Source organism: Halodesulfovibrio sp. MK-HDV (genome assembly GCF_009914765.1).
Classification (GTDB): domain Bacteria; phylum Desulfobacterota; class Desulfovibrionia; order Desulfovibrionales; family Desulfovibrionaceae; genus Halodesulfovibrio.
Map to the genome: position 1 here is coordinate 1 of NZ_WYDS01000016.1, position 14,015 is coordinate 14,015.

Consider the following 14,015-nt stretch of genomic DNA (forward strand, 5'->3'; position numbering starts at 1 on the left):
ATTTAGGCATTACGCACCGGCCATAAGCAAATGTTCACGGATGGATTGTGCATCCTGCTTGCCTTCCGTGGTAATAATCACCTTGCCAATCGTCTGAGTTCGGCTCTGGCTGTTGGACTGTGCGTTAATAATTTTTTGCTGTACGCCACCTGCAGGAACTTTGGCAGTACGCGGCGCTTCAAGAGAAGGAGAGGAAGAAGGGGTAGGCATTACTGGAGCTACCGCCTCCTGCTGAGGCACCATAAGTTCCGGCATTGGTGCAACTGGTGTAGCTGCCACTGTAAACTCAGACATAGGCGCAACGGCTTCTTGTTGAGCCATTGCAAGCTCAGGCATGGGAGCAACCGGTGCAGCAACTTCTGAAATCTCCTGCGTTGTGGAAATATCCACCCCGGGGAGCAGATTCATTTTTTCCAAAACCCAATGTACTGCACCACCGAGCGAATCAAACCATTTAAGAATGGACTTGAACACGCCCTCAAAACCTTCATCAAAAAAGGTGAAAAGCAGCCCGATAGGCGTAAACAGCTTTACAAAGTCAAAAGCGGCATACAGGGCTTCGCTCCATCCGGCATCAGTAAACGCTGCTGCCAGATCGTCCCACCAGTAAATCAACGCACCAACTGCGGCTACAACACCAATAATTGCAGCAATAATCCATGTGCCAGGGAAACCCCACAACGCAAAGTTAGCAAGCCACTGGGAACCGGAATACGCGGTCCATATACCTTTACTCCATGCAACAGCTTTACCTAACGGGCCAAAAATTGTACTTAGTCCCAGCGTAGCAATACTCATAAGTCCAGAGGCTGCAGCTGCAGCACCAAGAATGCCAGCAAAGCCGATAAGCACAACCGCACCATACCCAACCCAGCGCGTAAGGTTTGGAAACTCCTGCGACCAGCCAAGCATTGTTGCAGATCCATTCGCAAAGGCATCAATAATAGGATTAATTGCAGGCAGCAAAGCCTGTCCCAGAACAGTTGTAAGAGCACGCCCACCGGCAGAAAGTCTGTCGAACGGATCAACCATTCCCTTTGCCATCTGCTCCGCCTTGCTCATGCCATTCACGTTACCAAGCTTTGCAATAGATTCGCTAAGACTGTCAGTGTCCGACATAAGCAGCTTAATAAGAGAAACTGCCTCATCCGATCCAAACGCTTTTTTAAGCTCATCACCTTCTGCAACGTCCAGCGTATCGCCAAACTTGCCTTTAAGCTTGGTAAGAATATCCATCATGCCGAGCATGTTGCCGTTGGCGTCTGTAAAATCCAGCCCAAGCTTTTCCTGTGCGCCGCCAATACCGGAAAGAAACGACTTGTACTTAGTACCAGCTTCACTGCCGGACATAGTCGCCTGCAGGCTGCCCATAACCGCCATCTGCTCTGCCATATCAATTCCGGCAGCAGTAGCGTTGGCACCAATGGCAGTAAACGCGGCAGACATTTGCGAACCCGTGGTTTTAAACATCTGAACAGCCGTTGCAGTTTTACCCGCAAGCTGCTCTACCCACGTGGCCTTGCCCATCTCGTTTGCTTGCGCTTTAAAAATGCCGAACATTGTACCGGTGTAATCGGTAATGGTAGCAGCATCTGCTTTGGTTGCTTTTGCAAGCACGTTGGAAGCCCTGGTAAAACTTGCCAGCTCGTTGCCTGTTAAGCCGGAAATGGAAGATTGAATATCATACGCAGAAGCCGCAACAGCATCCGCAGCCACTCCATAATCTATGGAAAAACCAAGTGCTGCACGGTTCAATTTGCCGAGCGCTGCGCTATCAACATCAAGGCTGCCAACTTCCGCCAGTGCCCTATTCAAGTCCCGCGCTGGGGAAAGCATGGCATCAAGCCCCTGCCCAGCACCCCACATGCCCGCAGCGCCAACACCAATTTGCGTAAATGACTTACGTGCGTGCCCTGCAAGGCCATCCAGTTTCTTTTGGATTTTGCCTACAGGGCCGGTAACATCATCTTTAAGTCCAAGCTTAAACCAAAGTTTTTCCATCCACACGTGCTAACCACCAAATGCCTTTGCTATGCCGTTGCACACAGCTATTTCCATTTTGTGCCAGTAGTCTTTTTCTAAAAACATGGCCTCGCCCATACAGCGCTCTGTAACTTCACGCTCCGGAAACCATTTACGCGTCAGTGCAAGCATCTGCTCCAAGGCATTATGTTCCATGCCCTCTGCAATGCTTTCTACTTTCCCAACGTAATCGTAACCTTCGGCTTGTAGCTGCTAAGAACTGCTGCGGCCAACTCAATGGCAACGCCTGGCTGTTCAAGCTGATCCCGAAGCGCGTCTTTGCATTCAGTCTTCACCGTACGCATGAGAAAATTGTGACACGGGTTAATCTTGTCCGTTGGCTGCATCTCGTTTGCGTAGGTGTTAAACGCATCCAGCGTCACATCAAAGGCAAGGTCAGTTCCATTAACAGTAAGAGAAATAGTTTTATCCACGGTACGCTCCACCTATTTGGTATTAATAAGCTGAAAGAGCTGTTCAAACCGCTTATCAAAACGATCCTCAAAGCCTGCCAGCATTTTTTCTAAATCCTGTTTGGAAGTGTAATTGCGCGCCACATACAGCTTAAAGTCCTGCAACTGGCTACGACTCGACTGCGCGTACTGGAACAAATAAACATTCCACATAAGCACAAACGGCCACACGTAACGCGCAATCCACTCAAAAATTTCTGCTCCTTCCATCTACAGCCCTGCTTTTACCTGCTGCTTTTTATCGTACGAACGGGAGGCAGAGTATCCAAGGTAGCCGGAGCCAAACAACACCCACAACGGTTCCGGAATTGCCTCAAACATAAGCTTCAAATTAGCCGCCGCCTGTTTCATCTGTACCGGCCACCAAACGCCCACAATGCTCCCAAGCACCACAAGCAATATTACCCCGTACATCACATACAAAAACATAGGCCGCGCTCTGCTTGTCCACTTATCCTTGCTCTGTGCCTCAGCAACAATTGCAGAATACCGCGCGTTAAGCTGCGCAAGCTCGCCATTCTGCTCCATCTGCCGCAGTTCGCTTGTTGCCTTCGCCTGTTGTGCAGGGTCAGGAAAAATGCGTTTAATCAGCGTATCGCCAAGGTTGATTAAATCTCCAAGCATACTACACCCGCGCCAGCTGGCAGCCTTCCATAATCACTTCCGGATCATACGGATTAACGCCATTTTCATGCACAATGATCACTGCAACCAAGTCTTCCAAATGGTCAGCAACGCGAATAACTTCATCCACGTCAACACCCACACGCTGCGCCACATGCTCCACATACGAATCTGTGTCGTTTTCCACCGGCGGTGCCCAGCGGTTAACAATCCCTTCAACCGTATTAATCCCATGCTTGCGCTCATACGTAAGCAAAGTTCTGCCCATAGCGCGAACGCCATGCTGCGGATCTACAAACGTACAAAAATCGTCGTCCAATTGATCTTCCGCCAAGCCCTTCCAGTCAGCACCGTGCCGAATGTTTCCCGGGTTGTTATTACGAATCCCACGTGGTGCTCTACCCATACGCTGCCTCCTGTTCTGTTTGGCATTCAATACACAGCCTGCAACCCACAACTGCCTCACGCCTAGCTTCCGGAATAGCCTCCCCGCACTCGTCACAATGCGTTAAGCTTTCCCCGCAGCCACGTGCAGCCTGTGCCTCTGCAATGGCAGATTGAATAATCCGCTGTTCAATCTCAGACGCTCTATCAAACTGGTCCACCTACAGCAGCCCCTCTGTCTCGTCCTTACGCAAATAAGGAACACCGCCAATGCGCACAAAGTTAGGCGAAGTAACGTCAAAGCTCACCTTACGCAGCAGCTTTTCGCCGCCCTTAGAGTCCACATCTAAAATAGAGCTCAGTTTAAGTTTACAGCCAAACGCCTCCACCTTGTCTTCTTCGCCATCAGCAGTTTTGCCGTAAAACAACAAGTCAAAAGGCTTTAAACCGCGATACGAACCCGCAGCCTTAGCCGCTTCCTTAATCAGCTTAAAGTTAGCAATGTCCAACTCAAGCTCACCACTGGCAGAAACATCACCGTCCACATGCCCGTTCGGTACGCCGCCGTCAGAAGCAACAGCCGTGTTGTCCGTAATGTCCAGCGTGGCCTTAGCAACACGCACGCGCATATCGCCAACCGTTACATCAATATTTTTTCCGCTTAGTCTTTGCATTAAAGTCCCTTCTTTTTTTGTCTCCGACGGCGCTTCGCAGCGGGATGTCTCCGACGGCCAGAGAACCTTTTTGAAAAAAGGCTTCTCTGGACTCTCCAAAAACTTTTACTTGCGAGGTCAGCCCGTCACCAAACATGTTGGAAAGCTTTATGGGAACAACCCTGCTCAATCAGAGAAAGGTGGTGGTGCGTAAGCCGCGATAAAGCTTAAGCAACAAAACTAACTCGCAGGTAAAAATTTTAGGAAGGGGGTCTGGGGGAGGCATCCCTACGCATAGTTCTTCAAATCAAGGAGCAGATTACAGGTAATATCCTTGGGGCTGTTGTACGGTCGCGCTGCCATGTAGATTTCAACCTTGTTTTTGGTCGGCCAACTTATGACAATGTCGCCATCTTTAGGCGGCTCAATTTCTCCAGGGAAAACCTCACCGAGAATTTCAACGGCCTTGGCCATCTCAAAGAGCGGTCGCATAAAATAGGATTGATTGGAGACAATGGAAGAAGGGGTAGAATTCAATTTGCGATCGGCAATGCGGGACACTGCTAGCGGATAAACTTGACGCATGGCTTTTTGCACCACACGCAGATTTTCGATTACTTGGTAATCGCCGCCGGAAACATCGAGAAGATGCCCGTCTGTCCAGTACATGCCCTCGTAATCTGGATACCACCACGGCACGGAGTAGCGTGCATCTGCAAGCGCTTTGAGGATGGAACGGTCAACAGGTCTGCCAAGCTTGTCTTGCGGTTTGTTGGACCATTCGCCGAGGAGATTACCGGTTGCTACTCGCATTGGAGAATCCGCCACGGTTACAGCTCTGTTGGCCAAGCGTCCTGCATAGGTGCCTAGCTCGTGTCCCCATAAGTATGGAACAACGGATACGGTATCCGCGCGCAGTCCTGTCAGTACAGCAATGGCTGCTTCTGTGTATGTGGCCCAAGAATCTGCTACTGGATCAAGCTTGCGGAAGGCGGCAAGAAACAGCGTTGGACGCATATATTCTGCCATCACTTCGGCCTGCTTTGTCTGCATGGCTTCAAGCTCTGTGGTTTTGGTTACGGGATCTGCAATCACAAAGCCTTCAACGCTTTTTTGCTCCATCACGTAATCAACTGCTTCTTTCCATGTAAGCACACCATCGAGCACAAACACGCAGGCATTCCAGTTTTGTCCGGCATTAACTTTTGCCGCTTCAACCTGAGTTTTCAGTACGCTTTCAGCCTCGCCAAGTACGGCATCGAGGTCGGTGTCTGTATTCACCATATGCAAGCTGCCGCGTCCGGTTTCTCCCAGCCCGATAAAGCAGAAAAAGCGTTCTACTTCTTTAAACGGCCCTTGGTTCCGGTTAAGGCGGTTAACTTGCACTACAGGAGTTGCCATTTGCACCTCTTATTTCTTGAGTTTTTCTATGGTCTGGCGAGCCAAGTCTTGTAACATTTCTTTTGCATCGTCTGGCGTTGCACCAAGGAAAGGTCGCGCGGGCGTCTCTACATCCCATCGTGCTTTGCTAAGCCCTGTACCGCGCATAAATCGCAGTATCCGTCCGGCCTGTCCTAGCGTCATATGTTCACGAATCCACTTTACGGAAACACGCTTTAGCAGTGTCCCCTTGCCGCGTTTTCGCTTCACCCGCACACGATATCCGGCATCAATAAGAGACTTGGCTTGAGCACGGGTAGCAGGTTTGTTGTAATCTGGCCGCCCGTACACTTTTTCAGCCTTTTTCTTGCTCCAAGGTTCGGGAATACCCTTCTGGTGCCTGTTGGCAATCTGCCCAGCAATTTTGTTCTCGTAAGTAACTTCCGCAGAATCAGACCCGCGCCCGTAAACGGTTAAACCTTTGCTCTTACCAACCTTGGCTTTTGCCAGCCCCCGCAGCAAACGCCGCTTATTGCGTGCATCCTTACGCGGTGCCATTGGCAAACCTTCAACTGTACGCTGCTGCCGAATATTCAACATGGCCTGCTTACGCACAGCACGCGCCATGGTCATAATAATTTTGCGCTGCTCTCGTGGCGGCATGGCTAAAATACCCAGCTGCTCTTTAAAGCTAAGAAGAGATTTTCTATCTACAGAAAATTTTAGCGCACTATTGTTCGCCATGCGCCTTACCGTCCATACCGGCTAGCTCTTCAGCCACATCAACTGGCACATCTGCCACACGCCATTTTCTGCCATTAAACAGAATAGGCCCTTGCTCATCCGGCACCATCTGCAACGGTTCTTCAAACTCTATGGCTAGATCAACGTCAGCGGTAAAATCGTCATTCAGACTTGCATCTACTTCCGGATCAGCGAGTCCAACATGGTCACGGTCTTTGTCGTGGTCATGCAGCCAGCTCATAACTAAAAGCAGCAATTCGCTACTGCTCCCGTTAAACGCTTCCACCTGAATAAGCGCGTCATACTTAAACACGCCAAGCTCCACACCGTGCCCCAAATCGCGACCAGTGGGGATTGTCTCGCCCCTGTCTGCCACACTCAGCACTTGCTCTTTGGTCAAGTTCGCTGCTTGCAGTAAAAAGGAGGTGAGCGCTGTAAGCTTCTTCATTAAATTAGCTCCACATCAACACGCCCGCTGCCTAAAAAAATCGGCAATGGCTTGTGCTGCATAGGCAAGAAAGTTTTCCGTTGTCTCTTCGCTTTCCCGCGCTTCATTTCTGGCTGCTTCCCTGCGGTTGATTGTGGCAAACTGAGGTAGAAGCAGCGCCTTGGAGTACGTAAACACAGCCCGCTTGTAATGTAGCAACGCCGCTGTTTCGTCTCCCAAGGCGCCGCCCTGCTCATCCTCCGGAACGGAGGAAAGGGAGCCACACCCACGCATTATCATGTCACGCTTCCATTCAACCAACTGGCGATTCGTCCACACAACGCCTAGCTTCAGGTGATCCACCAACAGCTGCTCTGCATAATCCTGCGGCAGTCGATAGATTGCTTGAAACTCGGCAACGGTAACGTCCGGCCAGAAACCGTCATTGCGTATAACAACAGTAGAAGATGTAGAAGTGTGTCCGGAGAATGCTGTCATTTCGTCATCCTTTTTAGAGAGACTGGCTTTTTCAAAAGCTCGGCGTACACGTCGGTATCCAGTTTTTGAAAAGCCAGTCTTCTCGGGGGTCGAGGAGTACCTAGCTTACGTCTCGTGTGGCGCGCTTCCTACAATCTGCCAAGGCAGTTTTGACCTTGGCTCCCAGAGAAAGCGCCTCTTCCAGCACGTCCACTGCTGCTGTAAATTTTTCTGCACGGGCAAGATTAAGCCCCTGCTGTCGATAAAACTTCGCGGTCACTTCGTCCGGCAAATCCCACGGCTGACAGCAAACACCGTCTGCATGGTTAAACACCGTTGCAAAATACGGCTGCACGCTACGGCCTGCATCGTATTCAGCATCTGCCCATTCTAAAATTGCATCCGCTACAAAAATCTCAACGGTTCTATTAAACCGCTCCGGCAAAGCAACGCCCGCTTCAATGCACCACAAAGCATACGTAACAGCAGAATCCAGTTCGCCAGTGTCAAACAGCCAAACCAAATACCAGCCAAGCAGCTCATGCTTAACGGAACTCGCACGCAGTCGCTCAACATACCCAGCGTACTTGTCCACCAAAGTGCGCTTAACATCTGCCTTGCGTTCGCGAGAATTAATCCCCTTCAGGCTCTTCAAATCCTGCTCAAGCGCCTTGTCCAACAAAGCACCAAGTTGCTGATTCCCAATCAAGCCCGAAGGCGCAACCTTCAGCGTGTCCGGCTTCTCCGGCTCAGGCTGCCCCGCCTTCGCACGCTCTTTCTGCGCTCGTACTTTTTGCTGATATGTGAGCATCAAACTCATAACGATCCCCTAATAAAAGTTTTAGGAAGGGGGTCTGGGGGAGAACCCTTTTCCAAAAGGGTTTCCCCCAGCCGCCGGAGGCATCAAAACAGTCTTACTGCCAACCAGTACCTGCCGCATTCGGAAGACGAACGTTGTCAAACTCAACTGCAACAAGCTGTTCTACATCTTCGACGACATAGCCCTCGTTGCGACTGTTGAAATCTTCAACGCGATCTTTTTCAGGCTTGTCTTTGATGTGCCGACGCCACTTGCCGTCTTGGAAATAGATGGAGAGGTTTTTGTGATTGGTGATTACCAGCCCGCGCCCTGGGAAGTTGGATGGAGTCTCCCACGGCAAACCGCCTAAGGTTGCCATGGCTGTGTTCATGGCGTTCTTTTCTGTTGGCGTGCCTTTAACGGCTATGAGCAATGCAGCGCGTTCGCGTGCAATCAGCTCGTCACCGACCATTACGACTAACCCTTTGCGCTTCCATTTCGGGATGCCCTGCAGCATGTCGTTAACGGCAAGATCAAGGTTCTCGTAGTCGCCGCCTTCACCGATTCGGATCTCGTCGGCTGTTGCACCTTGAGAGATAATGTTTTCCGGCTTGCGGTCGCGCATGTACTGCACCCAGCCCGGGAGAACATCCTGCATGAGCGGGAATTTTGAAAGATCGGTATCCTTGGCGGCATGTGTACCGTACCAGCCAACAATTTCGCGATCGTTTGCGATCTGCGCTTGTACGTTGCTGGTGTAGCGATCGTGAAAATCTGGGAACTTCGCCCACACGTCCATGGTTCGGTAGGTCATGTACACATCGCTGTTCACTTGGTGCAGCTGGTACTCGTATGGTTCCAGACCAAGCACATCGCGCGGCATGCGTTCTTTACCGTCAACGCTTGTGTCGGTTCTGCCGGACACAGGGCCGGTAACGCAGCCTAAAATATTCTGCCCCTGCAGCTCGAGCACAGGGATAACGTTAATCTTCGGCAGGAAGGAGGATTGCTCTACAATCTTATCCTGCAATCTTTGCTGAACAGAAGGAGCAAGCGAGAACTGCTCCTGCACGGAAGCAACGCCGTAGCCTTCGCAGTAGGCTTTGCACAGGGCGTTGAAGGCTTGTCTTGTTAATGTATTCAAGCGCGCCCCCTAGATTAGTGCGTTGCCGCTGGCAGGGTTAGCGTTCTCCGGAACATTGGTTCCGCCGGCTGCGCCTTCCATACGCTGCGCCATGCTGCCAAACTGCTCGGAAAGCTTGGTCATGCTGCTTACAAGCGGCTCCAGCTGCGCGGAAAAATTGTTCTCCGGCTCGGCTTTTGCGGGTTCCGGCTCTGGTTCCGGCGCGGCCTGCTGGCTGTCAAACTTACCTGCCAAGCCATCAACTGCACTTTTGGTATCGGTTAAGGCACCGAGCAGCTGATTAAACTGTTCTTCGGTCATGCTTTCCTCTTGTGTTTCTGGTTCTGTAGAATTGCTGCCGAACAGCGCAGCGCCCAGACGCTGGAATAAAGAATAGGCTTCTGGTTTTTGTTCGTCCGGCTGCGCTGCGGCAGCAAAAAAGGATGGTAGCTCTACACCGGTGTAAAAATTACCGGCTTGCTCGCTTTGCTTGGTACGCTGTGCGGTGAACAGGCGAATCTGCTCGGTTCCGAGCGAGGCAGGAGTATCGGTAATGGCAATACCTGCAAGGTACGCCTTGCCGGATTTACCAAAGTTGTCCCAGATTTCTATGGAAGAATAGAGCTTCTGCCCTTCCTTATTCTTCTCCAGAAAACGCCACCCTGGCTTAAACTTGGCGTACAGTTCCACCAGCTCACCGTTCTCGCGTGCTTCCACTGCGGTTACGGTTCCGTGGTTGCCAAAAAAGCGCTCGTGCTCCGGCCAAATAACGGCCTCGTACGTGCTAGGGCTGTAGGATTCCGCAATATCGCGTAAATCCTGCGGCGCTATCTCGCGCCCGTCCATAGTGGCGCCGGACTGTGCAACTTTGATAAACTCTGTGTATAACATGAAGCAAACATACACGTATAAATGCATGTTACAACGTAATAGAGTCCTAAAAGACTAGTATAGGACTGTAGAATGGGGAGATATAAAGAAAGGATATGTACTGTAGCGGCATGCCGCAGTATCCAGAAGAAGTAAAAATAGCAGCGCGTGACTTGTTTCTGCGTAAGCACACCATTGCAGAAATACACAAAATGCTCAACCTGTCTAAACGCACGCTCTACCATTGGCGTGATAAAGACGGTTGGGACAACCTGCTACAGCACGAAAGCACAATACACGCTACCAAGCGCCGCCTAGTGCTACTTACAGGTAAGGAAGACAAGGACAAGACCGACCTTGCAGAGCTGAACACGCTTGTAAATATTTTAGAGCGTCTGCAAAAGCTCGACGAGCGCAGATTCAAAGCGCAGCAGGAAGCATACGAAGCTGATCCGCAAGAAGAAGGCAACAAGCCAACCCGCACAAAGGGCAAGAAAAAGCCCAAAAAGAAAATCAAAAACGATGTATCGCATCTAACAGCAGAGGACTTTGCAGCACACCTCCACGGCGACTATTTCGTCTATCAGCACGAGCTGCGCGAAGCCAAGCGCTTCATTCTTAAATCACGCCAAATAGGTGCCACATGGTATTTTGCGCAAGAAGCATTTGAAGACGCGTGCCTAACAGGCGACAACCAAATTTTCCTTTCCGCCACACGCGCACAGGCAGACGTTTTCCGCTGTTACATAATCGCCATAGCCGAGCAAAAATTCGGCATCGAGCTAAAAGGCAAAGACAAGCTGGAGCTACACACAGCCCACGGCACAGCCACGCTCTACTTCCTTTCCAACAACTCAAAAAGCGCGCAGTCCTACCACGGGCACGTGTACATTGATGAATGTTTCTGGATCAACAAATTCAGCGAGCTCTACAAAGTCGCCACCGGCATGGCAACGCACAAAAAGTGGCGCCGCACCATATTCTCCACCCCGTCATGCGTCAGTCACGAGGCATACCCCCTCTGGGCAGGCGAGCTATACAACAAGCGTTTCAAAACAAAGCGCGTACAGTTCCCATCATTCGAGGAAATGCAAAGCGGCGTAGAATGTGCCGACAAAATCTGGCGCAAAATCATCACCATCCAAGACGCAATGGCGGGCGGCTGCGATCTCTTCGACATAAAGCAGCTCAAGCTGGAATACAGCCCCGAAGATTTCGCCAACCTCTTCGCCTGCAAGTTCATAGACGGCAGCCTAGGCGTATTCAAACTCTCAGCACTAGAGCAATGCTACGCAGACAGCAGCGACTGGCATGACTACAGGGCAGACATCCTGCGCCCCTTCGGCAACATGCCCGTATGGGGCGGGTACGATCCATCCCGCAGCCGCGACGATGCATCGTTCGTCATAGTAGCGCCGCCGCTAGAACCGCAAGGCACCTTCCGCGTGCTCGCCCGCTACAAGTGGATAGGTCAATCACTGCGCTGGCAGGCAGAGCAGATAAAGCTCCTCACCCAGCGCTACAACTTCACCTACATAGGCATGGACACAACCGGCCCCGGATTAGGTGTGCTCGAAATGGTGCAGGCCTTCTATCCGCAAGTAACTCCAATCCATTACGGGCTAAAAACAAAAACGCACCTCGTCCTAAAAACCCAAGACGTAATCAACACAAACCGCATCCACTGGGACGCATCACTAACCGACATCGCCGGAGCGTTCCTAACAGTAAAGCAAACCTCAACCGCCAACGGGCACATAACCTACTCAGCAAACAGAACCGCCGAAACCGGACACGCAGACGTAGCTTGGGCAATAATGCATGCCCTACACAACGAGCCGCTAGCAACGTTACCGAGCGGCGGCAGCGACTTTGCAATGAGTGCGTAGAAAGGGAGATGCCTCCGGCGGCCAGAGAACCTTTTTGAAAAAAGGCTTCTCTGGACTCTCCAAAAACTTTTACTAGCGAGGTCAGCCCGTCACCAAACAAGTTGGAGAGCTTAATGGTTACGACCAAACCACGGACATAACAGAAAGGTAGTGGCGCATAAGCCGCGAGAGAACATCAAACAACAAGCTTACCTCGCAGTTAAAAGTCTTTGGAAAGGGGTCTGGGGAAGAACCTTTCTACAGAAAGGTTTTCCCCAGCCGTCGGAGACACAAAAGGAAACAAAAATGAACGCAGAAGAAGTAAATACAGACGTAGAAGCATTTAGCTTTGGTGATCCTGAGGCTGTGCTAGACGGGCATTCTATGATGGACAGCTTGGGCATCTGGCTGATGGACAACGGACGCTACTATAGCACTCCGGTCTCAATGTTGGGTCTGGCGAAACTGCTAAGGCTAACGCCTACCATGGGCCGATTCTGGAGTTTAAAACGAATATGGTTATGCGCGGCTTTAACGGCAACGCACTGCTGTCGCGTAGAGATATGAAATGCGCGGTTATGGACTATAACGTGTTTGCTAACTGCTATTTTCAACTGGTGAGAAACTTTTATGGGGAGATCATCGGCGTAAGGCACTTGCAGGCGGTGAACATGCGCAGACTTAAGGATGCGGGACGCTACGGAATGCTTACCACTACGGGGCAGCTTGTGGAATTCGCTGCGGGCGAAGTGGTGCATATATTGAATTATGATGTGAGCCAGAAAATTTATGGTCAGCCAGGCTACTTGGGCGCGATCCAGTCAATGCTGCTTAATGAGGACGCTACGCTGTTCCGCCGTAGATATTACAAGAACGGCGCACACGTGGGCTACATTTTTTATTCGACTGCTGCAGGACTGGAGGAGCAAACACGCGCACGCATCAAAAAGGCGATTGAAGAGTCAAAAGGTATTGGCAACTTTAAAAACATGTTCCTTCACATTGGCGGAGCAGACAAAGACGCCATCCAGATCAAGCCCGTGGGCGACTTCAGCACCAAGGACGATCTGGAAAAGATTAAAAACATCTCCCGCGACGACATCATTGCAGCCCACCGCATGCCCCCTGCTCTGGCAGCCATTATTCCAGAGAACCAAACAGGCTCCTTTGGCGACATAGAAAAGATAGACGCAGTCTACCAGCGCAACGAGATTGCGCCAGTTCGAGAAGATATTTTGGAGATAAATCAGTATTTACCGAACGTTGCACAAGTAAGCTTTGACACCGTAGAGGTGCCCACTTTATAATGGTGATTATTCAATAAGGAAGACACATTATGAGTAGATCTGTTGTTCAGCGCTGCTGCGTATGCGGGCATGAAGCGCGCGTAGAATCCAGCAAAATTATTTCCGACAAGCTCAAACTGCTCTACTGCGGCTGCAAAGATCCAACCTGCGGCCACACATGGGTAATGAACTTAGAATTCTCCCACACCTTAAGCCCTTCAGCGCTAAAGCTACCGGAAGAATTACGCGAAAAAGTTAAGACTGTGCCGCCAGCGCAGCAACAGAATCTGTTTGGGGGAGTTTGTTAGAAATGGACTATCGACTTGATGAGTTTGGAAGAGACAAGATGTTTAAGGCACTGACCGACATCTTTATTATTGCAGTCCTAATCATTTTGATTGGATTACTCTTTGACAGCAGGCAATTAAAGTCATTAGGCGGACGATCATTTTTACTGCTTGTTAATTTTGCCTACAGTTATGGTGCATCCTATGTCTTCTACTGCGTCAACATCTACCTTCCCGAACAAAAAAAACTAGTTCGCCATGCTGATCTAATCGCTACTTCCATTCGCGACATCAAAAAATATGCCGATCTTGGAGAAGAAGTCTTTAACGACCCTACCAATAATAACACCTATGGAAACATCAACATTTTGATCAAAACTGAAATTTAAAAAAATTGACAAGCTGGCAGAGGATCCTGACCTACAACTAGCTTTAGCCAATGCTTACCTTTTTCTAGATTCTCGCGATACAACCCACAAAACTAGCTATGAGCTTGTTTCCTGCGCTCTTCTGGGATTCTTAAGCTACTTACAGAAAAGCACAAGATCTCCGCTTGCTCAAAAAATATGTGCAAACCTTCGAATGGAACTAAAGGAGA

19 protein-coding genes are annotated in these 14,015 nt (G+C 50.4%); 4 read left to right on the forward strand and 15 right to left on the reverse strand.

Features of this window, described 5'->3' with window-relative positions:
- Positions 1-9 precede the first annotated feature (9 nt).
- From MKHDV_RS12715 to MKHDV_RS12785, 15 genes are all read right to left on the reverse strand, one after another.
- Positions 10-2,001: a phage tail tape measure protein gene (locus MKHDV_RS12715; RefSeq protein WP_254060479.1), complete on the reverse strand. Its 1,992-nt coding sequence runs from the start codon at positions 1,999-2,001 to the stop codon at positions 10-12.
- A gap of 9 nt (positions 2,002-2,010) precedes the next feature.
- Complete coding sequence (locus MKHDV_RS12720; RefSeq protein WP_160715871.1) at positions 2,011-2,178, reverse strand: hypothetical protein; 168 nt, start codon at positions 2,176-2,178, stop codon at positions 2,011-2,013.
- 17 nt (positions 2,179-2,195) lie between these two features.
- Positions 2,196-2,456, reverse strand: a complete 261-nt coding sequence (locus tag MKHDV_RS12725) for a putative phage tail assembly chaperone (protein WP_160715873.1) — start codon at positions 2,454-2,456, stop codon at positions 2,196-2,198.
- 12 nt (positions 2,457-2,468) lie between these two features.
- Positions 2,469-2,705 carry a hypothetical protein gene (locus MKHDV_RS12730; protein ID WP_160715875.1) on the reverse strand — a complete coding sequence of 79 codons (237 nt, stop codon included), beginning with the start codon at positions 2,703-2,705 and terminating at the stop codon, positions 2,469-2,471.
- A complete protein-coding gene (locus tag MKHDV_RS12735; RefSeq protein ID WP_160715877.1) occupies positions 2,706-3,119 on the reverse strand; it encodes a holin family protein in 414 nt (137 codons plus the stop codon).
- A gap of 1 nt (position 3,120) precedes the next feature.
- A complete protein-coding gene (locus MKHDV_RS12740) occupies positions 3,121-3,525 on the reverse strand; it encodes a structural protein (RefSeq protein WP_160715879.1) in 405 nt (134 codons plus the stop codon).
- Positions 3,518-3,724 carry a TraR/DksA C4-type zinc finger protein gene (locus MKHDV_RS12745; protein ID WP_160715881.1) on the reverse strand — a complete coding sequence of 69 codons (207 nt, stop codon included), beginning with the start codon at positions 3,722-3,724 and terminating at the stop codon, positions 3,518-3,520. The genes MKHDV_RS12740 and MKHDV_RS12745 overlap by 8 nt, the downstream gene beginning before the upstream one ends.
- A complete protein-coding gene (locus MKHDV_RS12750; RefSeq protein WP_160715883.1) occupies positions 3,725-4,177 on the reverse strand; it encodes a phage protein in 453 nt (150 codons plus the stop codon).
- Between the two features lie 267 nt (positions 4,178-4,444).
- Positions 4,445-5,557, reverse strand: coding sequence for a DUF2586 domain-containing protein (locus MKHDV_RS12755; protein ID WP_160715885.1), 1,113 nt, complete (start codon positions 5,555-5,557; stop codon positions 4,445-4,447).
- 9 nt (positions 5,558-5,566) lie between these two features.
- Positions 5,567-6,280, reverse strand: coding sequence for a virion morphogenesis protein (locus tag MKHDV_RS12760; protein WP_160715887.1), 714 nt, complete (start codon positions 6,278-6,280; stop codon positions 5,567-5,569).
- On the reverse strand, positions 6,267-6,728 hold the full coding sequence (locus tag MKHDV_RS12765; RefSeq protein ID WP_160715889.1) for a phage tail protein: 462 nt from the start codon (positions 6,726-6,728) through the stop codon (positions 6,267-6,269). The genes MKHDV_RS12760 and MKHDV_RS12765 overlap by 14 nt, the downstream gene beginning before the upstream one ends.
- A 15-nt stretch (positions 6,729-6,743) precedes the next feature.
- Positions 6,744-7,205, reverse strand: coding sequence for a head completion/stabilization protein (locus MKHDV_RS12770; protein WP_254060480.1), 462 nt, complete (start codon positions 7,203-7,205; stop codon positions 6,744-6,746).
- 100 nt (positions 7,206-7,305) lie between these two features.
- Positions 7,306-8,004: a phage terminase small subunit gene (gene gpM / locus MKHDV_RS12775; protein WP_160715891.1), complete on the reverse strand. Its 699-nt coding sequence runs from the start codon at positions 8,002-8,004 to the stop codon at positions 7,306-7,308.
- Between the two features lie 94 nt (positions 8,005-8,098).
- The gene (locus MKHDV_RS12780) at positions 8,099-9,127 is read right to left on the reverse strand and encodes a phage major capsid protein, P2 family (protein WP_160715893.1); all 1,029 of its coding nucleotides are present in this window, start codon (positions 9,125-9,127) and stop codon (positions 8,099-8,101) included.
- A 9-nt stretch (positions 9,128-9,136) separates the two neighbouring features.
- Complete coding sequence (locus MKHDV_RS12785) at positions 9,137-9,997, reverse strand: GPO family capsid scaffolding protein (RefSeq protein WP_160715895.1); 861 nt, start codon at positions 9,995-9,997, stop codon at positions 9,137-9,139.
- A 95-nt stretch (positions 9,998-10,092) separates the two neighbouring features.
- Between MKHDV_RS12785 and MKHDV_RS12790 the strand changes: the two genes are divergently transcribed.
- From MKHDV_RS12790 to MKHDV_RS12805, 4 genes are all read left to right on the forward strand, one after another.
- Entirely contained in the window at positions 10,093-11,865 is a 1,773-nt protein-coding gene (locus tag MKHDV_RS12790) for a terminase large subunit domain-containing protein (protein WP_254060481.1), read from the forward strand.
- Between the two features lie 500 nt (positions 11,866-12,365).
- On the forward strand, positions 12,366-13,151 hold the full coding sequence (locus tag MKHDV_RS12795) for a phage portal protein (protein WP_371416031.1): 786 nt from the start codon (positions 12,366-12,368) through the stop codon (positions 13,149-13,151).
- Between the two features lie 29 nt (positions 13,152-13,180).
- The gene (locus MKHDV_RS12800; RefSeq protein ID WP_160715897.1) at positions 13,181-13,438 is read left to right on the forward strand and encodes an ogr/Delta-like zinc finger family protein; all 258 of its coding nucleotides are present in this window, start codon (positions 13,181-13,183) and stop codon (positions 13,436-13,438) included.
- A 2-nt stretch (positions 13,439-13,440) separates the two neighbouring features.
- Positions 13,441-13,806: a hypothetical protein gene (locus MKHDV_RS12805; RefSeq protein ID WP_160715899.1), complete on the forward strand. Its 366-nt coding sequence runs from the start codon at positions 13,441-13,443 to the stop codon at positions 13,804-13,806.
- Positions 13,807-14,015 lie beyond the last annotated feature (209 nt).